21 protein-coding genes and 2 tRNA genes are annotated in these 24,047 nt (G+C 68.4%); 9 read left to right on the top strand and 14 right to left on the bottom strand.

The annotated features are described in order from the left end of the window. Nucleotides 1-8: 8 nt before the first annotated feature. On the bottom strand, nt 9-812 hold the full coding sequence (locus AC3A5K_RS14045; protein WP_487618154.1) for a transglutaminase domain-containing protein: 804 nt from the start codon (nt 810-812) through the stop codon (nt 9-11). A gap of 235 nt (nt 813-1,047) precedes the next feature. Beyond that, complete coding sequence (locus AC3A5K_RS14050; protein WP_487618155.1) at nt 1,048-1,812, bottom strand: Bax inhibitor-1/YccA family protein; 765 nt, start codon at nt 1,810-1,812, stop codon at nt 1,048-1,050. Between the two features lie 150 nt (nt 1,813-1,962). Between AC3A5K_RS14050 and AC3A5K_RS14055 the strand changes: the two genes are divergently transcribed. Next, nucleotides 1,963-2,039 (top strand) — tRNA-Pro (locus AC3A5K_RS14055). Between the two features lie 33 nt (nt 2,040-2,072). Next, nucleotides 2,073-2,149 (top strand) — tRNA-Arg (locus AC3A5K_RS14060). A 191-nt stretch (nt 2,150-2,340) separates the two neighbouring features. On the opposite strand, the gene AC3A5K_RS14065 is transcribed toward AC3A5K_RS14060, so the two are convergent. From AC3A5K_RS14065 to grxC, 6 genes are all read right to left on the bottom strand, one after another. Continuing rightward, the gene (locus tag AC3A5K_RS14065) at nt 2,341-2,820 is read right to left on the bottom strand and encodes a hypothetical protein (protein WP_487618156.1); all 480 of its coding nucleotides are present in this window, start codon (nt 2,818-2,820) and stop codon (nt 2,341-2,343) included. Between the two features lie 50 nt (nt 2,821-2,870). Continuing rightward, the gene (locus tag AC3A5K_RS14070) at nt 2,871-3,413 is read right to left on the bottom strand and encodes a DUF4124 domain-containing protein (protein WP_487618157.1); all 543 of its coding nucleotides are present in this window, start codon (nt 3,411-3,413) and stop codon (nt 2,871-2,873) included. A gap of 391 nt (nt 3,414-3,804) precedes the next feature. Then, nucleotides 3,805-5,130, bottom strand: coding sequence for a Na+/H+ antiporter NhaC family protein (locus AC3A5K_RS14075; protein WP_487618158.1), 1,326 nt, complete (start codon nt 5,128-5,130; stop codon nt 3,805-3,807). A 131-nt stretch (nt 5,131-5,261) separates the two neighbouring features. After that, on the bottom strand, nt 5,262-6,269 hold the full coding sequence (locus AC3A5K_RS14080) for an isocitrate dehydrogenase (RefSeq protein WP_487618159.1): 1,008 nt from the start codon (nt 6,267-6,269) through the stop codon (nt 5,262-5,264). A gap of 117 nt (nt 6,270-6,386) precedes the next feature. Beyond that, nucleotides 6,387-6,797 carry a carboxymuconolactone decarboxylase family protein gene (locus AC3A5K_RS14085; RefSeq protein ID WP_487618160.1) on the bottom strand — a complete coding sequence of 137 codons (411 nt, stop codon included), beginning with the start codon at nt 6,795-6,797 and terminating at the stop codon, nt 6,387-6,389. Beyond that, nucleotides 6,794-7,090 carry a glutaredoxin 3 gene (gene grxC / locus AC3A5K_RS14090; protein ID WP_487618222.1) on the bottom strand — a complete coding sequence of 99 codons (297 nt, stop codon included), beginning with the start codon at nt 7,088-7,090 and terminating at the stop codon, nt 6,794-6,796. The genes AC3A5K_RS14085 and grxC overlap by 4 nt, the downstream gene beginning before the upstream one ends. Nucleotides 7,091-7,265: 175 nt before the next feature. Here grxC and AC3A5K_RS14095 point away from each other — a divergent pair, with 175 nt between their 5' ends. From AC3A5K_RS14095 to AC3A5K_RS14125, 7 genes are all read left to right on the top strand, one after another. Further along, on the top strand, nt 7,266-8,939 hold the full coding sequence (locus AC3A5K_RS14095) for a M48 family metalloprotease (RefSeq protein ID WP_487618161.1): 1,674 nt from the start codon (nt 7,266-7,268) through the stop codon (nt 8,937-8,939). Nucleotides 8,940-9,086: 147 nt separating this feature from the next. After that, nucleotides 9,087-9,776 carry a phosphate regulon transcriptional regulator PhoB gene (phoB, locus tag AC3A5K_RS14100; RefSeq protein ID WP_487618162.1) on the top strand — a complete coding sequence of 230 codons (690 nt, stop codon included), beginning with the start codon at nt 9,087-9,089 and terminating at the stop codon, nt 9,774-9,776. Between the two features lie 588 nt (nt 9,777-10,364). Continuing rightward, nucleotides 10,365-11,696 (top strand): phosphate regulon sensor histidine kinase PhoR, encoded by a 1,332-nt coding sequence (phoR, locus tag AC3A5K_RS14105; RefSeq protein WP_487618163.1) that lies wholly within the window; start codon nt 10,365-10,367, stop codon nt 11,694-11,696. After that, nucleotides 11,693-13,834, top strand: a complete 2,142-nt coding sequence (ppk1, locus tag AC3A5K_RS14110) for a polyphosphate kinase 1 (protein ID WP_487618164.1) — start codon at nt 11,693-11,695, stop codon at nt 13,832-13,834. Before phoR ends, ppk1 begins: the two co-directional genes overlap by 4 nt. A gap of 105 nt (nt 13,835-13,939) precedes the next feature. Continuing rightward, complete coding sequence (gene ppx / locus AC3A5K_RS14115; RefSeq protein ID WP_487618165.1) at nt 13,940-15,484, top strand: exopolyphosphatase; 1,545 nt, start codon at nt 13,940-13,942, stop codon at nt 15,482-15,484. Between the two features lie 235 nt (nt 15,485-15,719). Continuing rightward, the gene (locus tag AC3A5K_RS14120) at nt 15,720-16,901 is read left to right on the top strand and encodes a glycosyltransferase family 4 protein (RefSeq protein WP_487618166.1); all 1,182 of its coding nucleotides are present in this window, start codon (nt 15,720-15,722) and stop codon (nt 16,899-16,901) included. Next, nucleotides 16,882-17,418 carry a phosphatase PAP2 family protein gene (locus AC3A5K_RS14125; protein ID WP_487618223.1) on the top strand — a complete coding sequence of 179 codons (537 nt, stop codon included), beginning with the start codon at nt 16,882-16,884 and terminating at the stop codon, nt 17,416-17,418. The genes AC3A5K_RS14120 and AC3A5K_RS14125 overlap by 20 nt, the downstream gene beginning before the upstream one ends. Nucleotides 17,419-18,039: 621 nt before the next feature. Here the strand turns inward: AC3A5K_RS14125 and AC3A5K_RS14130 are convergent. The 6 genes from AC3A5K_RS14130 to AC3A5K_RS14155 all read right to left on the bottom strand — a co-directional run bounded on the left by AC3A5K_RS14130 (nt 18,040) and on the right by AC3A5K_RS14155 (nt 24,028). After that, nucleotides 18,040-18,933: a carbon-nitrogen hydrolase family protein gene (locus AC3A5K_RS14130; protein ID WP_487618167.1), complete on the bottom strand. Its 894-nt coding sequence runs from the start codon at nt 18,931-18,933 to the stop codon at nt 18,040-18,042. Continuing rightward, entirely contained in the window at nt 18,930-19,538 is a 609-nt protein-coding gene (locus AC3A5K_RS14135; protein ID WP_487618168.1) for a GNAT family N-acetyltransferase, read from the bottom strand. Before AC3A5K_RS14135 ends, AC3A5K_RS14130 begins: the two co-directional genes overlap by 4 nt. Nucleotides 19,539-19,637: 99 nt before the next feature. Then, entirely contained in the window at nt 19,638-21,017 is a 1,380-nt protein-coding gene (creD, locus tag AC3A5K_RS14140) for a cell envelope integrity protein CreD (RefSeq protein ID WP_487618169.1), read from the bottom strand. Between the two features lie 302 nt (nt 21,018-21,319). Further along, nucleotides 21,320-22,747 (bottom strand): two-component system sensor histidine kinase CreC, encoded by a 1,428-nt coding sequence (gene creC / locus AC3A5K_RS14145; protein ID WP_487618170.1) that lies wholly within the window; start codon nt 22,745-22,747, stop codon nt 21,320-21,322. Nucleotide 22,748: 1 nt separating this feature from the next. Continuing rightward, a complete protein-coding gene (creB, locus tag AC3A5K_RS14150; protein ID WP_487618171.1) occupies nt 22,749-23,429 on the bottom strand; it encodes a two-component system response regulator CreB in 681 nt (226 codons plus the stop codon). A gap of 107 nt (nt 23,430-23,536) precedes the next feature. Continuing rightward, complete coding sequence (locus tag AC3A5K_RS14155) at nt 23,537-24,028, bottom strand: hypothetical protein (protein ID WP_487618172.1); 492 nt, start codon at nt 24,026-24,028, stop codon at nt 23,537-23,539. Nucleotides 24,029-24,047: the final 19 nt, after the last annotated feature.

A 24,047-nucleotide genomic window follows, 5' to 3' on the forward strand; every position in this document is an offset into this window, starting at 1 on the left:
GAAGTGCCTCAGCCGACCGCGGAGGCGCCGTCGATTTCCGTCCAGACCCGGATCGACAGCGTGCGCAGGGGGCGGTACGTGGTGAGAAACGCGACATCGGCGGCATCGCGGCCGTGCGCGATCACCACACGACCGCCACGCGGCGCCACCTGGGTGGCGTCGAAGGCGTACCAGGTGTCGCCGAGGTAGGCCTCGAACCAGGCGTGCATGTCCATCGGCTTGAGCTCGTGCAGCCACCCGACGACCATGCGCGCGGGGATGTCCAGCGTGCGGCACAGCGTGATGCCGACATGGGCGAAGTCCCGGCAGACACCCGCACCGGATTCCAGGGTCTGCTGGGCGTCGGTGCTCGCATCGCTGCTGCCATAGCGGTAGATCAGATGCGCCTGGATCCAGGCGCGGATGGCTTCCGCCTGCGCGTAGCCGGCAGGCGCGTCACCGACCACCTCACTCGCACGCCGGTACATGGCGGCGCGATCGGACGGGCAATAGCGGCTGGGCAGCAGGAATTGCAGGGTTTCGGCCGGCAGATGCGCGGGGTCGTTGGCGGGCGCCAAAGGTGCCACCGGCAGATCGTCGGCCGTATCCACGACCGACTGCACGCGCAGCCGCGTGAGCCCACGCGGCAAGGTAAAGCGCTGGCAGCTGTTGCCGAATCCGTCGACGTACTCGGCAAACGCATGGGTGGCGTCGAAGCCGTCGCGATCGTTGACCCGCCACTGCGCGCCGCCGGCACGCGGACGCAGCATCGCCAGCACCGGACTGGTCGCATCGGTCTCGATCGAGAGTTCGCAGCCGGTCAGCAGGCGCATGGTCGGGCTTACCCGTGAATGGTGCGCAAGCGTAGGCGGCGACGCGTGCAGCGGGCGTGCAGGGCCCCGAACTGCATCACGCCGTACAGGCAGGCAGATCGAACGTCGACCGCATGCAGTGCCGAATCCGTGTCTGCGGCGTCCCGTCACGATGCCGGTCGCGTCGCGCATTCCGATGCGGCGCGCAAGAAAAAGGGCGCCAGCGGCGCCCTTTTTCATCGGATCGATTGCGACCTCAGTTGCGCGACTGCAGCTTCGACAGCAGACGCAGGAACTCGATGTACAGCCACACCAGCGTAACCATCAGACCGAAGGCGCCGTACCACTCCATGTACTTCGGCGCGCCCTGCTCGACACCGGTTTCGATGAAATCGAAATCCAGCACCAGGTTCAGCGCTGCGACGACGATCACGAACAGGCTGAAGCCGATGCCGATCAGGCCCGATTCGTGGATCAGCGGAATGGAGATGCCGAAGAAGCCCAGGGCAATGGTCGCCAGATAGACCAGCGCGATGCCGCCCGTGGCCGCGACCACGCCGAGCTTGAAGTTCTCGGTCGCCTTGATCAGGCCCGTGCGGTAGGCGAACAGCAGCGCGAACAGCGTGCCGAAGGTCAGCATCACCGCCTGCAGCACGATGCCCTCGTACATGAAGTTGTACATCGCCGAAATCGCGCCGAGGAAGAAGCCTTCGACCAGCGCATAGAGCGGCGCGGTCACCGGCGACCACTCCTTCTTGAACACGGTGACCATCGCGATCACGAAACCACCGATCGCACCGCCCCACATGTACATGCCGAAGCCGGCCTGCGGGCGTCCGTCGACGCCGAAGTCGACCTGCGACCACGCGAACGCGGCGGTCAGCACGGTCAGCAGCAGCAGAAAGCCGGTCTTGTTGACGGTGCCGTTGAGGGTCATCGCCTCGCCGTCGCGCGACACGACACTGCCGCTCGCCAGGTCGAGGAAGGTGGATTCCTTGAGGGTCGGATTACCGCTGCGCATGAAAGAGGGCCCCTGATTTCCGTGGATTGTTCCAGCCGGCAGGATACACCGCGGACGTGGCCGGCGCCGGCGCGTTGACAGTGCCGCGGCCGGTTCCGACAATGCCGCCCTCGCATGGCGTTCGCGCCTGCGTGTCGCCGCGGGTTCCGGCGGGGTATAGCGCAGTCTGGTAGCGCGCCTGCTTTGGGAGCAGGATGTCGGGGGTTCGAATCCCTCTACCCCGACCACCGGACGTCCGGCCGAGACACCGCCCGTCCTTTGCGCCCGTAGCTCAACCGGATAGAGCACCGACCTTCTAAGTCGGGGGTTACAGGTTCGATTCCTGTCGGGCGCGCCATATAGAACAGAAATTTGCGACGCGCGCCGGCGCTTCTCCTGCCAATTCCCCGCAGATTCGGCATTTTGATCGCGATTCGTCGTGCGTGCGTCTTGTCGTCGGCGGCCGCTGCGATCGATGTCGTTGCGAACGAACCATCGACCCGCACCTCGGCGAGACCGGTCTGACGCGCAGCCGCGCCCCATCCCGACTCAGGCCATCTCGCAAGCCGTATGCGCGATCAGCTCGCGCCCGCTGTCCACCCAGACCACCGGCTCAGCGCCTGGCCGGGTGATGACCACGGCTCTGGAAAAGCCCATCTCGCCGCCGGCGTCATCGCGGGCGTTCACGTCCAGACAGACGATCTCCCCGCCCTGCAGCACGCGCTCGTTGCGGAACACCGCACCGTCCGGATCGCGCAGGCGGCCTTCAACCAGCGCACGCGCGGCACTTCGTCTTTCCGCTTCTGAGGGCGCAGGCTCGACCGGCGCAGATTGTGCTGGCGGGTTCTCCGGTGGCGCGGGCGCCAGGTCAGCGTATTGCGCAGGAACAGCCAGCGTCTCGTCTGCGCCCTGCCCGAGGCCCGGGGGCCCCAGCTGTTCTCTCCAGAGCAACGCCATGGCAATTCCCGCCACCACCAGCACGACAGCGAACGCCGGATTGCCAAGCCTGATGAAGCGTCGGTGTGCCATGGATGCGTCCTGTGGCCGGCTCTACGGCACCGGCCTCCGTGGACCGACGGTCAGACGCCCGACGCGGTTTCGGCCGGACGACGGATCTCGTCCTCGCGCGCGCGACGGATCGTGGCGCAGTTCTGCCGCGCGGCGATGACCTGCGCGTCGGCGCTGGAGCGGTCGGCGGCCATCGACTGCTGCAGCCCGGTGATCTGGCTGCGGATACCGGCCTGCGATGTCGCGCCCGCGAGGTTGGTGCCGGCACCCGCGAGCTGCGCGTTGAGCGCGTTGATCTGCTGTTGGTATTCGGCCGCGCGACGGTTCGACGGCCCGAGGATGTCGCCTTCGGCCCGCTGCACGCAGTTGCGCTCCGCAACAGCCGCCGACGACAGCGCATTGGACTGCGCGATCGCCTGCCGGTTGCGGTCCGAGCCGTCATCCGTGCTCGCGGTCGGCCCTGCCCGGACCTCGACTTCCTTGGCGTTGGCGCCGCATGGCGTCTGCGCGTATTCCGTCGAGCCATCGGCGCGCGTGCACTTGTAGACCTGCGCCTGCGCCAGGCCCGATACCAAGGTCAGAGCGAGCACGCCCATCACCAGTCCCTTCGCCATCTCCCCTCCTGAGCGACATCGTCGCGGTGGCTGGCCATTGGATGACCCGTACCCGGGTCGCGCGGCCGATAGACGGAATGTAGCCCAGCCGGGCTGAAAACGTGACCCGCCAAGCGAGTCGGCCTGGCTGGGAACTGGCCGGACGTAACGCGTCAGCGCGCTCGGGACCGGGGCACCGCAGGTCGGCCGCGCCCGCACTTTCGACCCGATGCCAGCCCGCGACTTCGCTGCGAAGCACGCGCCGCACGCCCCGCCACTGCATCAGCTGGGCTGCCTCCACACGGCGGCGTGCGAGCGGACTGCCAACGCCTTTGGAGCTGCCGCAACAACGCAAGTCGCACCCGAATGCCTGATTCTCAGGCCCTGCAAAACTGCAGCATCCGCACACCGCTCAGTCGACAGACGCGCCGGCGTGCGTGGCAGGTGCACGCCGCGGCCAGGCGATGAAGCCGACGGTCACGATGGCGAGCAGCCAGCAGTAATGCACGCTGCCGGCCAGTGCCAGCGGCGAGACCGTGGCGAGCGATGCCGCCAGCAGAATCTGGGCGCCATAGGGCAGCACGCCCTGCGCGACGCAGGCGAAGATGTCGAGCACGCTGGCCGCGCGACGCGGGCTGATGCCGTGTTTCTCGGCGATGTCGCGCGCGACGCTGCCGCTGACCAGGATCGCGACCGTGTTGTTGGCTGTGAACACGTCCGCGGTCGTCGACAAGGCGGCGATGCTGAACTCACCGGTGCGGCGTCCGCGATGCCCGCGCGCGATGCGCTCGATCAACTGCGCCAGCCAGTCCAGCCCGCCACAGGCCTTGGTCAGCGCCCCCAGCCCGCCGATCAGCAGCGACAGCAGCAGGATCTCGGTCATGCCTTCGAAGCCGGACCAGATGTCGCCGACGAACGGCACGACGCCGTAGTCGTCCGCGAACACGATGCCGAAGCCGCCCGCCAGTACGATGCCGATCCCGAGCACGACCAGCACGTCGATGCCCGCCAGCGCCAGGCCCAGCACTAGCGCGTAGGGCAGCATCAGCCAGGGCGAGGCGCCCGGCATCGCATCGATCGGCGATGCGCTGCCGAGGAAGCCCAGCAGCACGACCGTCGCCAGCGCCGCGGGCAGCGCGATCTTGAAATTTTCGCGGAACTTGTCGCGCATCTGCGCGCCCTGCGTGCGGGTGGCGGCGATGGTGGTGTCGGAGATCACCGAGAGGTTGTCGCCGAACATCGCACCGCCGATCACTGCGCCCACCACCAGTGTCCGGTCGAGGCCGGAGGCATCGGCCACGCCGAGCGCGATCGGTACCACGGCTGCGATCGTGCCCATCGAGGTGCCGATCGCCAGCGAGATCAACGCCGCCAGCACGAACAGACCCGGCAGGATCAGCGGCGCCGGAATGGCCGCCAGGCCGATCGACACCACCGCATCCACCGCGCCGATCGCGCTGGAGACGTACGCGAACGCGCCGGCCAGCAGAAAGATCAGGCACATCAGCACGATGTTCGATTCGCCCATGCCGCGCAGCAGCAGTTCGCCCGCCGGCAGGCCGCGTCGATACGCGATCCACACCGCCAGTGCCAGGGCCGGCAGGATCGCCACCGGCGCCCGCAGCTGGTAGAAGCCCATCGGCTCGTCCTGCGCGGTGAAGTACAGGCCGGCGCCGAAAAACAGCGCCAGGAACAGCAGCAGCGGAGTCAGCGCCAGCGCGCTGGGACGAACGGTCATCGGCAGGGTCCGGAAGCGGATGCGCATTGTGCGGCCGTCGCGGCCACGCGTCATGACGGGCGACGGGACAGTCGCCCATGAAAAACGGGACGCCGAAGCGTCCCGTTCCGATTCACCACACCGCTGTGCGCTCAGAGGCGCGTGGCGATGGCCTTGGCGAATCCCATCGTGTTGCCGGTCCCGCCCAGATCGGGGGTCACGCCATCCTTCGCGTCCAGCGTGGCGACGATCGCCTTGCGCAGACGCTCGGCCTGCTCGGGCAGCGCCAGATGGTCGAGCATCTGCGCCGCTGCCAGCAGCAGCGCGCACGGATTCGCCAGGCCCTTGCCGGCGATGTCGGGCGCCGAGCCGTGCACGGCCTCGAAGATCGCCACGTCCTTGCCGATGTTCGCGCCCGGGGCCAGGCCCAGGCCGCCGACGAGACCGGCGCACAGGTCGGAGATGATGTCGCCGAACAGGTTGGTGGTCACGATGATGTCGAACTGCTCGGGACGCATCACCAGCTGCATGCAGGTGTTGTCGACGATCATCTCGTTGGCTTCGATGTCCGGGTATTCGGCCGCCACTTCGCGCGCGACCTTCAGGAACAGGCCCGAGGTGCTCTTGAGGATGTTGGCCTTGTGGACGATCGTGACTTTCTTGCGACCGGTCTTGCGTGCCAGCTCGAACGCGTAGCGCACGATGCGGTCCGAACCCTTGCGGGTGATGCGCGTGATCGACACCGCGGTCTCGCCGTCGGCCGACACTTCCTGGCCTTCGCTGATGTACGAACCTTCGGTGTTCTCGCGGATCGTGATCAGGTTGACGCCGCTGTCGAAGCGCGAGCGCGTGTTCGGGAACGAGGTCGCCGGACGCACGTTGGCGTACAGGTCGAATTGGCGACGCAGTTCGACGTTGATCGAGCTGAAACCGCCACCGACCGGCGTGGTCAGCGGGCTCTTCAGCGCCACCTTGGTGCGGCGGATCGACTCCATCGTCGCGCCGGGCAGCAGCTCACCGTGCTTCTCGAGGGCCATCAGGCCGGCGTCGGCGTCTTCGTAGCTCAGGCCGAGCTGCATCGCGTCGAGCACGTGCAGGGTGGCGTCCATGATCTCGGGGCCGATGCCGTCGCCGCGGATGATCGTAATCGTTTGGCTCATGTGGGGTGGCAGTCCGTACGCTTGGGACACCGCGCAATGCGCGGCGTCGGGTGATAGGAAAACCCGCCCATTATGCCCGACGGGTCATCGGCGCCCAAATGGCGCCCGCCGCGCGACTCAGTCGTGGGCGTGCGCGGACGGCGTGGCGGCGTCGCCACGCTCCAGCGTGTCGAGGAAGTCCACGGCCCGGCGCAGGTGCGGAATGACGATGCTGCCGCCGACCACCAGCCCCACCGAGAAGGTCTCGAAGAACTCCTCGCGGCTCACCCCGGCGTCCTTGCACTGGGCGACGTGGTAGCTGATGCAGTCGTCGCAGCGCAGGACCATCGAGGCGACCAGGCCGAGCAGTTCCTTCGTCTTCACGTCCAGCGCGCCCGCTTGGTAGGTCTGGGTGTCCAGCGCGAAGAAGCGGCGGACCACCTGGTTGGGTTCGCCCAGGATGCGTTCGTTCATGCGCTTGCGGAACGCGGTGAACTCGGCGACGCGGTCGGCATCGGATGCTTCGCCCGACGGCGGCACCGCGGTCATGCCGCGTCGCCGCCGAGCAGGGGCAGGAAGCCGCCCTTGCGGTGCAGCGCCATCATGTCGTCGTAGCCGCCGACGTGGGTATCGCCGACGAAGATCTGCGGCACGCTGGTGCGGCGCGCGCGCGACACCATGAATTCGCGCGCTTCGGCGTCGAGGTCGATACGCACTTCGTTCCACACCAGCCCCTGGGTCTTCAGGAACTGCTTGGCGGCCACGCAGTAGCCGCAGATCGCACTGGTGTACAGGGTGATTTCGGGCGACGCGGCGCCGGTCTCTGGGGTGTTCAAGGCGATCTCCGGGGAAACTTGTGCGGCGATTGTCGGTCAGATGCGGTCACGGGGTCATGAGCGCAGCAGGGACAGCGTGTCCCGCGCTTAACATGGGATTCACGCGTCCGCGTCCGATGGCCTGCATCCTCGCGGGCCCACCTGTGTATCCGCCCTGCCCCTCCGCTGCCTGCGAGTCCAGATGCGCCAAGCCGATGCCAACGCCCGCTCCCTCCGCGCCCGGTTGATCCCCCCGGTGGCGGCATTGGCGCTGGCCGTCAGCTCGGTCTACGCGCCGGCGCAGGAAACGCGGCTGCCGGATATCGGTTCGTCGGCAGGCACCGTCCTCAGCCCCGCCCGCCAGGCCGAGTACGGACAGATGCTGCTCGCCCAGCTGCGGCACTACAACTATGTGCTGGAAGATCCGCTGGTCGACGGCTGGCTGCGCGCAACGGGCACCCGGCTCGCGGCGTCCAGCGACCAGCCGCAACAACCGTTCACGTTCTTCATGATGCGCGACCGCAGCATCAACGCCTTCGCCACGCTGGGCGGGTACATCGGTACCAACGCCGGACTCGTGCTGACGGCCGAATCCGAGGACGAAGTCGCGGCGGTGCTGGCGCACGAGGTCGCGCACGTCACCCAGTCGCACGTGCTGCGCGGCGTCGAACGCGCGCAGCGCGACCAGGTGCCGATGCTGCTGGCGATGCTCGGCGCGATCGCGGTGGCGTCGCAGAGCGGCAGCAACTCCTCCGACGATGCGGCGATGGCGGTCCTTGCCGGCGCGCAGGGTCTCGCGATCCAGCGACAGATCGACTACACCCGCTCCAACGAGTCCGAGGCTGACCGTCTCGGTATCCGCACGCTTGCCCGCAGCGGGTACGACCCCGATGCGATGGCCACGATGTTCGAACGCATGCATGCGGTGTCGCGGACCAACCAGGGCGGCGAGCGCGAACGGCTGCCCGACTACCTGCGCACCCACCCCGTCACCACCACCCGCATCAGCGAGGCGCGGGTCCGTGCCGAGCGCATGTCGCGCGATACCGTCACCGCGGTGACCACCACGCCGCAGGGCTCGGTGACCCAGCAGGTGCCCGTCGTCGGCCAGCCGGCTGCGCCGCGGCGCGCGCTCGACAACCCCCTGCTCCCGGTCTCGTTGCAGCTGCCGCCCGGTACGACATCGGGCGCGGACAGCACCCAGTTCGGCTGGGCGCGGGAGCGGCTGCGCGTGCTCAGCGCGAATACGCCGGCGCTTGCGATCCGCGAGTACGAGGCGATGCGCCGCGCCGCGCCGCTCGACGACGCACAGCGTTACGGGCTGGCGATCGCACAAATGCGGGTCAACGACCTCGACACCGCGGCCCGGGACCTCACCGCCCTGCTGGCGGACTATCCCGGCGACGTCTGGCTGACCCTGGGCGTGGCCGAAGCCGACGCCCGCGCCGGACGCACGGCCGCTGCCGATCGTCGCTTCGACGCCCTGCTCGAGCGCATGCCGCGCAATCCGGCCGTGGTGCTGACCTATGCCGGCCTGCTCACCGAGCGCGACAGCGCCGAAGCCGGACGCCGCGCCCAGACCATCCTGCGTCCGCTGCTGAATTCGTCCAGCACCGACCCCGCGTTCCAGCGTGCGTTCGCGCGCGCCAGCGAAATGGCCGGCGAGCCGGTCCGCGCCGGCGAGGCCTGGGCCGAGGCCGCGTTCCTGGGCGGCCGCGCCGAGCAGGCCCTGATCCAGCTCAATACGCTGAAGAAGCGCGACGATCTGGACTATTACGCGCGGGCCCGGATCGACGCCCGGATCGCGTCGATCACCCCGACCGTGCTCGAACTGCACCGTCAGGGTGTCCGCGACGAAGATCTGCGTCGCCGCTGAGCGGCCGCCGCGCGGATTGCGCCCGCCCCTGACCGCAAGGCGTTGGGACCCGGTCCCCGGGAGATGACATTCCCGGGAACGGTGTCACCAGCCCGTCATAAAACTGTCGTGTAATGGCGCCGTCCCCCAGGCTCGATGGAAGGCTCCATGCAGAAGCGCATCCTCATCGTCGACGACGAACCGGCGATCCGAGACATGGTCGCGTTTGCCCTGCGCAAGGGCGAGTTCGAGCCCATGCACGCCGGCGATGCCCGCGAGGCGCAATCGGCGATCGTCGACCGGGTTCCGGACCTGATCCTGCTCGACTGGATGCTGCCCGGCACCAGCGGCCTGGAGCTGGCGCGCCGCTGGCGCAAAGACGCCCTGACCCGCGACATCCCGATCATCATGCTCACCGCACGCGGCGAGGAGAACGATCGGGTGGGTGGCCTGGAGGCGGGTGTCGACGACTACGTGGTCAAGCCCTTCTCGGCGCGCGAACTGCTGGCCCGGATCCGCGCCGTGATGCGTCGTGCCCGTGACGACGACGAGGACGGCAGCGTCACCGTCGGCGAGTTGCGCATCGACGGCGCCGCCCACCGCGTGTTCGCCGGCCAGGAGCCGGTGCAGATCGGTCCCACCGAATACCGCCTGCTGCATTTCTTCATGACCCACCCCGAACGCGTCTACAGCCGCTCGCAGCTGCTCGACCACGTGTGGGGCGGCAGCGTCTACGTCGAAGAACGCACGGTCGACGTGCACATCCGCCGGCTGCGCAAGACGCTGGAGCCGAGCGGGCTCGACGGCATGGTGCAGACGGTGCGGGGATCGGGGTACCGGTTCTCGGCGTCGGTGTGAGGTTGTCGACTCGCCTCGTCACCAGCTGCTCTTGATGGCCTTGCAGCCCCGCTGCGTACCGAACACCCGGAGGGCGGCGGGCATGGATGCCCGCCGTTTTCCGACCGAGCCAGGATGGCGAGTCGGAAAATGCCGGAACGGACGACTGGCCGGGTTAGCTCCGTCGAGGAGACGCTTTTCTTTGGTTCTGTTTCTTTTGGGGTCTACCAAAAGAAATGAACTCGGTCGCGACAGCGGGCGAAAGCATTTGATCCTCGCTCGGTGCACGCGAATTGCAGAGCTTTCACTCGCCTGTCGGCGAGCGACTCACTTTTCTTTGCTGGCCCAAAGAAAAGTAAGCAAAAGAAAGGGCCTCTCCCGACGGAGCACATCCGACATGTCATTCGTTCCGGGATTTTTCGACTCGCCATCCATGGCTCGATCGAAAACCGCCGTCCATCCATGGACGGCGCCCGACGGGTCTGCTGGCTGCCCAGTTCCGTCGTGTTTCGCGACAGCGCAGCAAACCAACAGCCACCGCTGCCTCCCCGCTCGACATCCTGATTTCTTACGCCAACCTGTCACCTGACTTTGCCTAGACTCAACGACATGCCACCCCGCATCCACGCCGCCTGGACCCGCACCCTGCTGCAGCTTGCCGCGGTGCTCGCAGGCGCCGCCGTGATCGGCGCACTGCTCGATCACGCCTGGATGGCGCTGGCGATCGCCGCGCTGGGCGTGGTCGCCTGGCATTACTGGAAGCTCTACGACCTGCTGCGCCGGCTGACCTCGCGACGGCGCGTGCCGCCGCCGCAGGGCGACGGGGTCTGGCAGGAAACCGATCGCCTGCTGCACCGCGGACAGCTCGACATGCGCGCGCGCAAGCGTCGCCTGATCGCGATGCTGCGCGCCTACCGCGCCGTGGCGGCAGCGCTGCCGGATGCGGTGGTCGTGGTCGACCGCAACAGCCAGCGCATCCAGTGGTTCAACACCGCCGCGACCACCCTGCTCGGCCTGCGCATGCCGCGCGACATCGGCAAGCCGGTCGGGCCGACGCTGCAGCCGCTGCCCGTCGCACACTGGTTCGCCCATGGGCGCCGCGCCGAGCCGATGCTGGACGTCGCCTCGCCGGTCGCGCCGGAGACGCGACTCGAATTGCGGCTGATTCCCTATTCCGAAGATCTCTGGCTGCTGGTCGCGCGCGATGTCACCAAGCTGGTGCGGCTGGAACAGATGCGCCGCGACTTCGTCGCCAACGTCTCCCATGAGCTGCGCACGCCGCTGACCGTGGTGCACGGCTATCTGGACATGCTCGATCCCGCCGAGCAGCCGGACTGGGCGCCGATCCTCAAGGAAATGCAGCACCAGTCGCAGCGCATGACCCAGCTGGTCGAAGACCTGCTCACGCTGTCGCGCCTCGAGGCCCAGGACAGCATCATCGGCGAGGAAACCGTCTCGATCGCCTCGATGCTGGCCTCGCTGCGCCGTGAGCTGACGATGCTCAGCCAGGGCCGGCACACCATCAGCGTCGAGGACGCCTCGCCGACCGACCTGATCGGTTCGCCGCGCGAGCTGCACAGTGCGTTCTCGAACCTGGTCAGCAACGCGGTGCGCTACACCCCGGCGGGCGGACGCATCACCATCCGCTATGGCGCCACGCCCGAAGGCGGCGCCGAGCTCTCGGTCGAGGACACCGGCTACGGCATTCCGGCGGCGCATCTTCCACGCATCACCGAACGCTTCTATCGCGTGTCGACCAGCCGCTCGCGCGAGTCCGGCGGCACCGGCCTGGGCCTGGCAATCGTCAAACACGTCCTGCACCTGCACCAGGCCCGGCTGGAGATCGACAGCGAAGTCGGTCGCGGCAGCCGGTTCGCCTGCCATTTCAGCGCCGAACGCGTGCGTGCACGCGAGGCCAGCTATCTCGGAGCCACCGGATGACCCGGAAAACCGCCACCCGCCGCACGCGCGGGGACACGCCCGCCCCGCCGGATGCCCATGCGACTGCGCTCCAGGAAGGCGTCGCCGATCCATTGCTGGATCCGTCGCTGTATCTCAACCGCGAGCTCTCGCAGCTGGATTTCAATTTCCGTGTCCTGGCGCAGGCGCTGGACGAGTCGGTGCCGCTGCTCGAACGGCTGAAGTACCTGTGCATCTCCTGCACCAACCTCGACGAATTCTTCGAGATCCGCGCCGCCACCGTGCGCCATGCCCAGGACTTCGGGACGCCGCTGCCGCCTGACGGCATGACCCCGACGACGGTGCTCAAGCGCATCCACGACCGCGCGGCGGAACTGGTCGAGGCGCAGTACGCATGCTGGAACAAGGTAATGCGCCCATCGCTGGGCGAAGCCGGCGTGCGCATCCTCGGTCGCGATACCTGGTCGGCGCGGCAGACGCGCTGGCTGCGGGCGTACTTCCGCGAGGAAGTAATGCCGGTGCTGTCGCCGCTGGGCCTGGATCCGGCGCATCCGTTCCCGAAGATCCTCAACAAGTCGCTCAACATCGTCGTCGTGCTCAAGGGCAAGGATGCGTTCGGCCGCGTGGGCAATCTGGCGATCGTGCGCGCGCCGCGTTCGCTGCCGCGCATCATCCAGCTGCCGGAGCGCATCTCCGGCGGCGAGTACGATTTCGTGTTCCTGTCGGCGGTGCTGTCGGAATTCGTTCACGAGCTGTTCCCCGGCATGGACGTCAAGGGCGCCTACCAGTTCCGCGTGACCCGCAATTCCGAGCTGATCGTCGACGACGAGGAGGTCGAGAACCTCGCGCTCGCGCTGCGTGACGAACTGGTGGGACGCGGTTATCTGCGCGCGATGCGGCTGGAAATCGCCGCGACTTGTCCCAAACCGATCGTGCGCACGCTGCTGCAGAACTTCGACCTGCCCGAGAACGCGGTCTACCGGATCGACGGCCCGGTGAATCTCAACCGCATCAGCCAGATCTTCGACCTGGTGCAGCGGCCGGATCTCAAGTTCCCGACGTTCCAGCAACGCCCGCTGCCCGGCAGCGACGCGATGTTCGAACTCGTCGCCGAGGGCGACGTGCTGCTGCATCACCCCTTCGATTCGTTCGCGCCCGTGCTGGAGCTGATCAAGCAGGCTGCCGAAGACCCGAACGTACTGGCGATCAAGCAGACCCTGTACCGCACCGGCAAGGATTCGGCGATCGTCGAGCACCTCGTCCAGGCCGCGCGCAACGGCAAGGACGTCACGGTGGTGGTCGAACTGCGCGCGCGCTTCGACGAAGAGGCCAATCTCGGTCTTGCCGATCGCCTGCAGGAAGCCGGCGTGCAGGTGGTCTACGGCGTGGTGGGCTACAAGACCCACGCCAAGATGCTGCTGATCGTGCGCCGCGAAGGGCGCAAGCTGCGTCGCTACGTGCATCTGGGCACCGGCAACTATCACGCGGGTACCGCGCGCGGCTACACCGATTTCGGACTGATCACCGCGCACCCGGACATCGGCAACGACGTGCACCTGCTGTTCCAGCAGCTGTCGGGTCTCGCGCCCGCGATCGCGCTCAAATGCCTGCTGCAATCGCCCTTCACCCTGCACGCGGGGCTGATCGAACGGATCGACCGCGAGGCGCGTCATGCCGCTGCCGGACGCCCGGCGCGGATCATCGCCAAGATGAACGCCCTCAACGAACCGCAGGTGATGCGCGCGCTCTATGCCGCGTCGCAGGCCGGCGTGCGCATCGATCTGATCGTGCGCGGCGCGTGTGCGCTGCGGCCCGGTGTGCCCGGCGTGTCGGACAACATCCGCGTGCGTTCGATCGTCGGCCGTTTCCTCGAACACCACCGCGTGTACTGGTTCGCCAACGACACGACACCGGAACTCTTCTGCGCCAGCGCGGACTGGCTGGAGCGCAACCTGCTGCGCCGGGTGGAAACCTGCTTCCCGATTCTCGATCCGGAGATCGCCCAGCGCGTGCAGGAAGAATCGCTCGACAACTACCTGGCCGACAACGTCAACGCCTGGGAACTGCGCGAGGACGGCAGCTACCGCAAGCTGTCGCCGGACGACGATGCCATGCCGCACTCGGCGCAAGCCTGGCTTCTCGCAAGGCTGTGCGGTTGAGCGGTTGATCGCGACGGCGACGCGTGGCGCCGCCGGCATGCTTTACCATGCCGGTCCCCACCGACTGCAGGGCGCGCACGTTGCGCCCTGCCATCCAGGAACGCCATGACCGGCCAGGACACGTCCGCTCGCGTCGAAGCTCTGACGCCGCCGATCGCCGATGGCGACATGCTCGCCGCGATCGACCTGGGGTCCAACAGTTTCCACATGGTGGTCGCGCGCTACACCCTGGGTCAGCTGCGCGTGGTCGACCGCCTGCGCGAGACCGTGCGCATGGCCGAAGGCCTGGATGCACGCGGCGGCCTCAGCGCCGAGGTGCGCCAGCGTGCGCTGGCCTGCCTGTCGCGTTTCGGCCAGCGCATCCGTGACATCCCGCCGCAGAACGTGCGCGCACTGGCGACCAATACGGTGCGCCGGCTGGCCGCACCGCAGACCTTCCTGGTGCCGGCTGAAACCGCGCTGGGCCATGCGATCGAAATCATCGCGGGCCGCGAGGAAGCGCGCCTGATCTATCTCGGCGTCGCCCACGCGCAGCCGCCGCGTCCGGACCAGCGTCGTCTGGTGATCGACATCGGCGGCGGCTCGACCGAATGCATCATCGGCAGCGGCTTCGATGCGCTGGAGCGCGAGAGCTTGCAGATCGGTTGCGTCGCCAGCACGCGGCGGTTCTTTCCGGGCGGCAAGCTGTCGCGCAAGCGCTGGCGCGACGCGCTGTCCGAAGTGGCGGCCGAATTCCAGCAGTTCGCCAGCACCTACCGCGCACTCGGTTGGCAGGAAGTGGTCGGCGCCTCCGGCACCAACAAGGCCATCGGCGAGATCTGCGCGGCGATGAAGCTGACCAAGGGCGCAGTGACGGCCGAGGCCCTGCCCCAGGTGCGTGACCGCCTGCTCGAAGCCGGCCACATCGACGCGATCTCGCTGCCCGGCCTGTCCGACGACCGCCGGCCGATCATCGCGGGCGGCGTCCTGGTGCTGGAAGCCGCATTCCAGGTATTCGGCATCGAACGCATGCAGGTCAGCAAGGCCGCAATGCGCGAGGGTGTGCTGCAGGACCTGCTGGGGCGCGCCCGCGACGACGATCCGCGCGAAACCTCGATCGATGCCCTGGGCCAGCGTTACGGGATCGACCGCGCCCAGGCCGGACGCGTCGAAGCGACGGCGTTGCGCCTGTTCGACCAGGTCGCCCCCAGCTGGGGCCTGGATGCCGACAGCTTGCGCATGCTGGCCTGGGCCGCGCGGGTGCACGAACTCGGCCTGGTCATCGCGCACAGCCAGTACCACGTGCACGGCGCCTACGTGCTGGAACATTCCGACATCGCCGGCTTCTCGCGCCAGGAACAGCAGTTCCTCGCCGCGCTGGTGCGCTGCCACCGGCGCAAGGTGCCCAAATCCGCGTTCGAAGCCCTGCCCGACCGCCTGGTCGCGCAGGCCCGGCGCACGGCCGCGCTGCTTCGGCTGGCGGTCCTGCTGCACCGCAGCCACGAAGCCGACGAGATTCCGCGTCTGGGCGCCGATGTGGCCGGCGACGAGCTGCGCCTGCGGCTGTCGCAACGCTGGCTGGATGCGCGACCGCTGCTGCGCATCGATCTGGATGGCGAACCCGACGACATCGCGCCGCTCGGCGTCAGGCTGTCGATCGCCGGCGAATGACGGCGTCGCCGCGAGGCGGCGATTCAAAACGGGATCACGAGGTGCTCCGGGTTGCGGGCCGCGCGGCACGGCAGCTGTCGTTGATCGCATCCGTCTGCCCAGTGCGCGTCGGCACATCCGGTCTGCCTGATGCCCGGATGTCCGCGCCGCGGCGTCATCGAACCGTCAGACCGCTGTCACCGGGGCGGCATCTCGCGCGCGGATGCTGTGCCCAGCCCGGCTGCGGACTGTCACGATGCGCTACGCGATCGTTACCGATACCTACCCGCCAGAGGTCAACGGCGTCGCCCTGACGCTGCAGACCTACGTCGAAGGCCTGCGTGCGCGCGGCCACACCGTCGAGATCATCCGGCCCGCGCAGCCCGGCGAACGGATCGGCCGCAACGGCGGAGACACGCTCTGCGTCCCCGGCCTGCGCCTGCCGCTGTATCGCGCGCTGCGCATCGGCCTGCCGGCCGGGCGCCGCCTGCAGGCGCACTGGCGCCGGCAACGCCCGGATGCGGTGCATGTCGCCACCGAAGGACTGCTGGGTCTGTCGGCGCAGCGCGCCGCGCGCGCGCTCGGCATTCCGGTGGTCACGGCGTTGCACACCCGCTTCGACCTGTACATGGCCGACTACCGGCTGGGCCTGCTGCGGCCCCTGGCGCTGGCCTGGATGCGTCGCTTCCACGCGGCGGCCGATGCGAGTCTGGTCGCCACGCGTCCGCTGGCCACATGGCTGCAGCAGCAGGGCGTCGCACACGCGGTCGTGCTGCCACGCGCAGTCGACTGCACGCGCTTCGATCCAGCCCTGCGCGACACCGCCCTGCGCGCAGAATGGGGACTGGCACCCGGCGGGCTGGCGGTGATCCACATCGGGCGGATCGCGGCGGAAAAGAACCTGGGCCTCGCCCTGCGCGCGTTCCGCGAACTGCAGCAGCGCCGGCCCGAGGCGCGGATGATCTTCGTCGGCGACGGCCCGCAGCGCGCCGCGCTGCAGCGCCTGCATCCGGACATCCTGTTCGCCGGCACCCGGCACGGCCGCGATCTCGGTCGCTATCTGGCCAGCGCCGACCTGTTCCTGTTCCCCAGCCGCAGCGAGACCTTCGGCAACGTGGTGCTGGAAGCAATGGCCAGTGGCGTGCCGCAGGTGGCGTTCGCCCTCGGCGCCGCGGCCGAACATCTGTGCGACGGTCGTCATGGCGCCTGTATCGACGGGGACGACGAGGACTTCATCGACGCCGCCCTGCGCCTGGCCTCCGACGACCGCGGACGCCGCGCGATGGCGCTGGCCGGACGCGAGGCGATGCGCCGCCTGTCGCCCCGCCAGGTGGCGGGCGAGCTGGACGCGCTGCTGGCAGGCCTGCGCCGCGCGGATGCGCAGCCGACGACCGGGGAGACCCTCCATGCCAGCGCCCATGCCCGCGCCACCGCGTAGACGCCTGCTCGCACACGACGCCGGCTGGTGCCTGCGCGCCAACCGCGCCTGTACCTACCTCTGGATCCGCCGTTACTTCTCGACGGTCAGCCGCCTCGGTGACGGCGTGTTCTGGTACCTGCTGATGGCCGCGCTGGTGTTGCTCGACGGCCTGGATGGCCTGGTCGCCGCAACGCACATGGCCGCGACGGGCGCCGTCGCGCTGCTGCTCTACAAATCGCTCAAGCGCTGGACCAAGCGCCCGCGCCCCTTCGCCGCCGACGGCCGCATCCGCGCCTGGGTCGCCCCGCTCGACGAATTCAGTTTCCCGTCCGGGCACACACTGCACGCGGTGTCGTTCTCGATCGTCGCGGTGGCCTGGTATCCGATGCTCGCCGGCGTGTTGGTGCCGTTCGCGGCCAGTGTGGCGGTGTCGCGGGTAGTGCTGGGTTTGCACTATCCGAGTGATGTGCTGGCGGCGACAGCGATCGGGAGCGCGCTGGGGACTGCTTCGCTATGGTGCGCGGGCGTCATCTGATCCGGCGCCTGGCGTCCGGCTTGTCGGCTGTCGCTTCACCATGACGCACGACGCTGCAGCAAAGCTTGCCGACCCGTAGGGCGCCGCCCATGGATGGGCGGCGTTTTCCGATCGAGGCAGGATGCCGAGTCGGAAAATCCCGCTGCACTACAAGCCGCGGGCTTCGGACGTGTCGGGGAGACGTTTTTCTTTGGTTCCGTTTCTTTTGGCGTCAACCAAAAGAAATGAACTCGGCCGCGTCAGCGGACGAAAGCGTTTAACGTTGCTGTTCTTGTCTCTGCCCAAGAGCGAGCAAAGCAACATCAAACGCTTCCACTCGCCTTGCGGCGAGCGGGTTCATTTCTTTTGCTGGCCCCACGCACGCAGTGCGAACGGCGCAGCCGGCCCCAAAGGGGGGAGCATCGAAGATGCGAATCAAAGAAACGGAACCAAAGAAAAGGGCCAGCCCCGACGAAGCTCACCCGGCGATTCGCTCGTTCCAGCATTTTCCGACTCGCCATCCTGGCTCGGTCGAAAAACGCCGCACCTCCCTGTGCGGCGCCCTACGAGTGTTCTAGACGTGGCATCGCCTGACCGAAGATCAGAAGCAGGTCTCGCGCGCGATTTGCGCTGGAGCGAGTGCTAAGCGGTCGAATCAAACGACGACAACACCGCTCTCGCCAACGCAGGCCGCACCTGCCCCACCCAGTCCCGATCATTGTCGACCTGCGCATCCACACGCGCTGCTTCCAACGCGTCGACATCGACATCGGCGATCGCCCAGACATCCGCGTCGCCGGTCTCGACCAGCACGCCGTCCGCCGGAAACCCCACATCCATCGGTGCGAACAGACCGGCGCTGCCGGTGTTGACGTCAAGAATTGGCGTCCACGGCGCGTCGCCCGCCGTCACCGACTGCGCGACGAAACAGCGATTCTCCAGCGCACGGGCCAGGCAGCTGACACGCACGCGGGTCGCGCCGGCGGCGGTGTCGGTGCAGCTGGGCACCAGCAACAGGCGCGCACCGGCTTCCCACTGCGTGCGCGCCTGCAGCGGGAATTCGATGTCGTAACAGATGGCGATACCGACACGCACGCCGCCGAGGTCAAAGACCTTCAGCGTGTCGCCGGGTTCGATCACGCCGGTCTTCTTTTCGAAACCGGTGAGCTGCAGCTTGTCCTGCCAGCCGTGTCCGCCGTCGGGCGAGAACAGGTCGCTCCGGTTGCGGTAACGGCCGCCGCCGATGTCGACAAGGAACGAGCCGGCGACGATGTACATGCCGGTGTCACGCGCCAGGCCGGCGAACAGGGAGAGCCAGTCGTCGCGGTAGCGCTGGACTGCCGCCAGCGAGGCGAGCGTGTCGCCGCGCACGCTGTCGTCGAAGGTCGCAGCGAGTTCCAGCGCGAGATATTCGGGCAGCACGGCGACCTGTGCGCCCTGCGCGGCGGCGTCGCCGAGCAGGCGGCGCTGGTGCGCGGCGAAGGCGTCGAAGTCCGGCGGCATGCCGATGGCGTAGCGTGCGGCGGCGACCCTCATGCGCTGGCCTCCAAAGGTCGGGTCCAGAAGGTCATCGGATGCGCCACATCGCCGACATCACGCTCGTCCCAGCGCAGCAGCATGGTCATGCCGGGCTGCCGCACATAGCCGCGTTTGTGCCAGAACACCTCGTTGTCGTGATGGTCGTCGGGTCGACGCGGATCGTCCTCGGCACGATCGACAGCCGCGAACGCGGTCAGGTCGAAACCGCCCAGCTCCCGTGCGTGCGCCTCGCGCAGATCGAAGAAGCGGTGGCCGAGGCCGTGCCGACGCCACTGCGGCAGCAGCACCGATTCGCCGAAATAGAACACGCGGTCGACCGCGACATCCTGATCGATGAACGGTGCCTGGAATTCAGCGGTGTCGTCGCCCAGTGGCAGACCGGTCGACGCGCCGACCACGGTCTCGCCATCGAAGGCCAGCACGAACACGCTGCGCGGCGAGCGCGCATACGCGGCCAGATACGCGCGCTCGTAGTCCGCATCGCCCGCGTAGAGATAGGGCCAGTGACGGAAGACCGCCATGCGCAGCTGCGCGACGGCATCGAGCCAGGGCTGCATCGCATCGCCCGAGAGCACGCGCACGGTGGGAACTGAAGACGTCATGGCCGCAGTCTCGCATGCGTGCGGTGGGCACTTCGTATGCACGCCGGACGCAGCATGGCCGCAGGCATGCCTGCGGCCATGTGTGCACCACCCGATCGATCAGCGCGGCGGCAAGGGCGGCGGTGTCGCCGCCGGCGCAGCCGCTACCTGGTACCAGTCGACCCGACGTGTCACCAGCATGATCGCAGCGAGGATCGCAAACAGCAGGCCCGCTCCGAGCACCAGCGCGTTGTCCTCCGACACCAGCAGTCCGTAGAGCGCAGCGTAGAGCAGCCCCAGTCCGGCCGCGAAACCCAGCCCGCGCACGCGGCTGCGCAGCACCGCGCTCAGGTACACGCCGATCAGGCCGATGCAGGCGCCGCTGGCGGCCAGATACGCCCAGTCAAAGGCAATGTGCTCCGACAGGCCGAGCAGCAGCAGGAAGAAGATCGCCAGCGCCAGGCCGACCAGGCCGTACTGGATCGGGTGGATGCGCAGGCCGCGCAGCATCTCGAACATGAAGAACGCGGTGAACGTCAGCAGCACGAAGACGATGCCGTATTTGCTGGCGCGGTCGGCACGCGTGTAGGCGTCCACCGGATCGACCAGCGAGATGCCGAGCACGTCGACGCCGGCGTTGCCATGCCCGCGCAGCAGCGAGGCGGTGTCGGCATCGGCGCGCGTGCCGTTGCGGTACTGCAGCTGCGCATCGCTGGCCAGCGAGGACACCGCCCACTCGGCGTGGAAGCCATGCTTGCCCACCTCCCGGGCCCGCGGCAGGAAGCGGCCGTTGAACTGCGGATGCGGCCAGGCCGAATCCACCTTCACCCGGTTCTCGTCGGCCAGCGGCACGACGGCCAGCGTCTCGGCGCCGGTGAGTTCGAAGTCCAGCACCGTGCGCAGCCGCAGCGGCGCACCGGCAAGTGCTGGCTGGACCAGCAAACCATGCACACCGCTGCCGCCATCGCTGCCCGCCCCCTGATGCAGGGCGATGCCGGCGCCGTCGACACGCAAGCGCGGTGTGCCACGGAGACCGCGCACGTCGGCGACCGTGTAGCCGATCCACGGCGTGCCGATCTTTCGCGGCGGCAGGCCATCGGCGTCCTCGGGAATCCGCACGTCGAAGTCCGCCGACAACTGGCCGCCGAGCGCGTACATGCGCACATCGTGCAGGCCGAGCTGGCGCAGGTACGGCGACATCGTGCCGGTCATCTCCATCGTCTTCGGGAAGAACGTCCAGACGCCGCCGCGGTCGCGCCAGACGCGGCCGGTCGGCCGGCCCCGGTCATCGGTCTGCTCGACTTCCACGCGCTCGGTGTAGGGCACGACGAGCACCGGTGCGCTCAGGGTCTGGGCGCCCGCCTCGCTCGAGGCAATGCGCGCGACGGCAGCCGCGCGGTGCTGCTCGCGGTCCTGGATCACGACGCGGATCAGTACCAGCGGTATCAGGATCGCCAGGCTCAGCCCGGCGATGATCAGGATCTTCAGCATCAGTCGCATCGCGACGCTCCGTGTTTGGGTGCGCGCAGACTGCGCCGCGTGCGTGGGGGCACGCGGGCGGCTGTGTGAAGCGAAGAAGAAGTCGGAGACCCTGCCCCAGGTCCGTCGCGAGCGCCGCCGGATAGCGTTGTGGATGCGCGCGGGAAGCGCAACGCGTACAGAGGCACGAGAGCATTGTGGCCGCCCATGGCGTCCAGCCTTCGGTCCAGCGGCAAGCGCTGGCAGGAATCGTCGTCCTGCGATTCCCTCCGGGCACCGCACGCGCGCCAGTTGGAAAGCGCGGCAACCCGTCGAGCAGGCGCTCAGCCGGTGGCCGGCAGCGGCAACTCGACGATTGCGCGCGTGCCGCCGCCCTCGCGGTGTTCCAGCCGCACGCTGCCGTCATGCAGCGCCGCGACCTCGGCCGCGAAGGCCAGCCCCAGACCACTGCTGCGGCTGCGCCCGCCGGGCCGCGGCAGCGAAAAGAAGCGTTCGAACACCCGCGGCAGTGCGTAGTCCGGCACACCGGGGCCGCGATCGGCTACGACGATTTGCAGCAGCGCGCCGTCCTTGCGAGCCGTGACGTCGACCACGCCGTTGGCCGGCGAAAAGTCGCAGGCGTTGTCGACGAGATTCGACAGCAGCTGCCGCAGCAGGAAGGCGTCGCCGCGGATGCGCAGGCCTTCGGCATCTCCGGTGCCCACCCGCAGCTGCACGCCGCCATCCGCGAACGGCGCGACGGCCGCATCGATCAGGGTGCGCACGTCGATCTCGGTCGGCTGCTCGATCCGCTGGCGATGCTCGACCGCCGCCAGCGCCAGCAGCTTGTCGATCATCTGCGCCATGCGCTCGCTCTGTTCGCGCACGCTGGTCGCGAAGCGCGCGCGATCGGCGTCGGGCAAGGGCGATTCGAGCAGCTCCGAGGCGCCGCGTACCGCCGCGAGCGGCGCTTTGAGTTCGTGGGTCAGCGCGTGCACGTAGCGCTCGACGTACTGCTTGCCCTCCAACCGCTCGCGCATCGTTTCCAGCGCGCGGCCCAGATCGGCGAACTCGCCGGCCGAATCCGGCAGCGTCGCGCGCTCGCCGGCGGTCACCGTGTCTGCGTACCGGCGCAAGCCACCGAGCTGGCGCGACAGCCACCACGCAGCGAGCAGGCCGACCGCCAGCGCAGTGCCGAGCAGCAGAAACCCCCAGCGCAGGATCGTGCGTTCGCTGCGCGCGATGAAGGGCGCGATCGCGCTGTTCGGCTTGGCCACCGTCAGCACGCCGACCACACGGTTGCCATCGCGGATCGGCGCGGCGACATGCATCACCGAGGTGCTGTCGTCGGCCGGGTCGGTCCGCGTGGAGCGCGCGCCGTACTGGCCGCGCAGGGTCAGCAGCACATCGTTCCAGCGCGAATAGTCGCGGCCGAGATCGCGTCCCGCCGAGTCGAACACCACGATGCCGTCGGCATCGGTCACGTAGACGCGGTACTCGGCCTGCGTCTTGCGGAAGCCCCAGATGTTGCCGCCGATGTCGCGTTCGCGCAGCGCGCGGACGCGGGTGGCGAAGCGGCCGTCGTCGATGCGACCGGCGAGGAAATCGTCAGTCGCCAGTTCCGCGAGCACATTAGCCGTGTCGGCCAGCGTGTCTTCCATCGCCTGGCGCACGCCCGGCTTGATCTCCTGGGTGAAGACGCGCATCAGCAGGAACGCCGCCAGCGCGACGATCAGGAAATAGCCCAGCAGGATGCGCAGACCGATGCGCACGTCAGTCGAGATCCAGCGAGTAGCCGATGCCGCGATGCGTGCGCAGCGGATCGGACTCGGGCGCGACCGCGCGCAGCTTGCCCCGCAGTGTTTTCACGTGGGTATCGACGGTGCGGTCGCCACTGTCGAGCGCATCACCCCAGACCCGTTCCATTAGCTGCATGCGCGACAGCACCGCGCCTGGTCGTGCCAGCAGTGCGGCCAGCAGGCCGTACTCGTAGCGCGTGAGATCGAGCGCATGGCCGTGATACCGGACGCGCCGACCTTCGGCGTCATGCTCGAACGCACCGCTGCGCGTCGCCTCGCCTTTCGCCGTGTCGGGCACGCCGCGACGCAGGACCACACGTACGCGCGCTACCAGCTCCCGCAACGAAAACGGTTTGGCGATGTAGTCGTCGGCACCGAGATCGAAGCCGAGCACGCGCTCCGATTCCGCCGCCTGCGCGGTCAGGAAGATCACCGGCAGCGGCGCTTTGCGGCGCAGTTCGCCGCACAGCGCGAAGCCGCTGATATCCGGCAGGCCGACATCGAGGATCGCCAGATCGAATGCGGTGTCGACGACGGCCGCCCGCGCCTGTTGCCCGTCGAGACAGTGGCGCACCGTGTGGCCGTCGGCCTGCAGCGCATAGACCACGGTCTCGGCGATCGCGATTTCGTCCTCGACCAGCAGGATGGCGCTCATGGAATGCACGACGTCGGAAGTCGCCGAATCCTAACCTGCGCGATGCGCTGGTCACGAGGCGCCCACACGTGCCGATCGTGCAGGCAGGCCCCACCGGACCGGGCGGCCTACAGTGTCATGGGGGGAATCGGCGTTCCCTTCGGAGGGCCTTCACCGCGCCGCAGACAGCCGCATGCCGCGTACCGCCACCGCGACACGATGTCCTGCGGGTCGATCAGAACCGTCTGCGCACAGCCCGACCACTCGTCCCGCCACGTAAGGATCCGCGATCCATCCCGATTGTCGTAGGTCGTCGTCGGCGCGCCCCAGCGGCTGACCAGAACCGGAGCCGGCTCGCCGACAAAGGACTGCATGATGTCGTTCCGTGTCAGCCGACGCTGCGTTGCGAAAAGCGGCCCTCTGAGAAAGCGGGGTTTGATGTTCGCGCACTGCCCGATGTCGCCTGGCGTCACCGGGGCTTCGATCACGGGCGGCTGCGCACCGGACCCCGCTTCGTACGCGCGCGTGTCCACGTCGGCCCCCGAGGCATCCTGTGCGCTGGCGACACTGCCCAGTCCGATTCCCATTGCACATGCGATTCCCATCGCAGTCCATTTCATTGCGTCCTCCTTGGCGTGG

The organism is Luteimonas sp. Soil_C_5 (assembly GCF_057656615.1).

What these genes read in the sequence shown, in the direction of transcription:
- phoR (WP_487618163.1), top strand. Translation starts at nt 10,365, where the DNA reads ATGCCACCCCGCATCCACGCCGCCTGGACCCGCACCCTGCTGCAGCTT.
- AC3A5K_RS14050 (WP_487618155.1), bottom strand. Translation starts at nt 1,812, where the DNA reads ATGCGCAGCGGTAATCCGACCCTCAAGGAATCCACCTTCCTCGACCTG.
- AC3A5K_RS14120 (WP_487618166.1), top strand. Translation starts at nt 15,720, where the DNA reads ATGCGCTACGCGATCGTTACCGATACCTACCCGCCAGAGGTCAACGGC.
- ppk1 (WP_487618164.1), top strand. Translation starts at nt 11,693, where the DNA reads ATGACCCGGAAAACCGCCACCCGCCGCACGCGCGGGGACACGCCCGCC.
- creB (WP_487618171.1), bottom strand. Translation starts at nt 23,429, where the DNA reads ATGAGCGCCATCCTGCTGGTCGAGGACGAAATCGCGATCGCCGAGACC.
- AC3A5K_RS14135 (WP_487618168.1), bottom strand. Translation starts at nt 19,538, where the DNA reads ATGACGTCTTCAGTTCCCACCGTGCGCGTGCTCTCGGGCGATGCGATG.
- creD (WP_487618169.1), bottom strand. Translation starts at nt 21,017, where the DNA reads ATGCGACTGATGCTGAAGATCCTGATCATCGCCGGGCTGAGCCTGGCG.
- AC3A5K_RS14085 (WP_487618160.1), bottom strand. Translation starts at nt 6,797, where the DNA reads ATGACCGCGGTGCCGCCGTCGGGCGAAGCATCCGATGCCGACCGCGTC.
- AC3A5K_RS14065 (WP_487618156.1), bottom strand. Translation starts at nt 2,820, where the DNA reads ATGGCACACCGACGCTTCATCAGGCTTGGCAATCCGGCGTTCGCTGTC.
- AC3A5K_RS14130 (WP_487618167.1), bottom strand. Translation starts at nt 18,933, where the DNA reads ATGAGGGTCGCCGCCGCACGCTACGCCATCGGCATGCCGCCGGACTTC.
- AC3A5K_RS14075 (WP_487618158.1), bottom strand. Translation starts at nt 5,130, where the DNA reads ATGACCGTTCGTCCCAGCGCGCTGGCGCTGACTCCGCTGCTGCTGTTC.
- AC3A5K_RS14155 (WP_487618172.1), bottom strand. Translation starts at nt 24,028, where the DNA reads ATGAAATGGACTGCGATGGGAATCGCATGTGCAATGGGAATCGGACTG.
- AC3A5K_RS14080 (WP_487618159.1), bottom strand. Translation starts at nt 6,269, where the DNA reads ATGAGCCAAACGATTACGATCATCCGCGGCGACGGCATCGGCCCCGAG.
- AC3A5K_RS14045 (WP_487618154.1), bottom strand. Translation starts at nt 812, where the DNA reads ATGCGCCTGCTGACCGGCTGCGAACTCTCGATCGAGACCGATGCGACC.
- AC3A5K_RS14070 (WP_487618157.1), bottom strand. Translation starts at nt 3,413, where the DNA reads ATGGCGAAGGGACTGGTGATGGGCGTGCTCGCTCTGACCTTGGTATCG.
- AC3A5K_RS14095 (WP_487618161.1), top strand. Translation starts at nt 7,266, where the DNA reads ATGCGCCAAGCCGATGCCAACGCCCGCTCCCTCCGCGCCCGGTTGATC.
- ppx (WP_487618165.1), top strand. Translation starts at nt 13,940, where the DNA reads ATGACCGGCCAGGACACGTCCGCTCGCGTCGAAGCTCTGACGCCGCCG.
- phoB (WP_487618162.1), top strand. Translation starts at nt 9,087, where the DNA reads ATGCAGAAGCGCATCCTCATCGTCGACGACGAACCGGCGATCCGAGAC.
- AC3A5K_RS14125 (WP_487618223.1), top strand. Translation starts at nt 16,882, where the DNA reads ATGCCCGCGCCACCGCGTAGACGCCTGCTCGCACACGACGCCGGCTGG.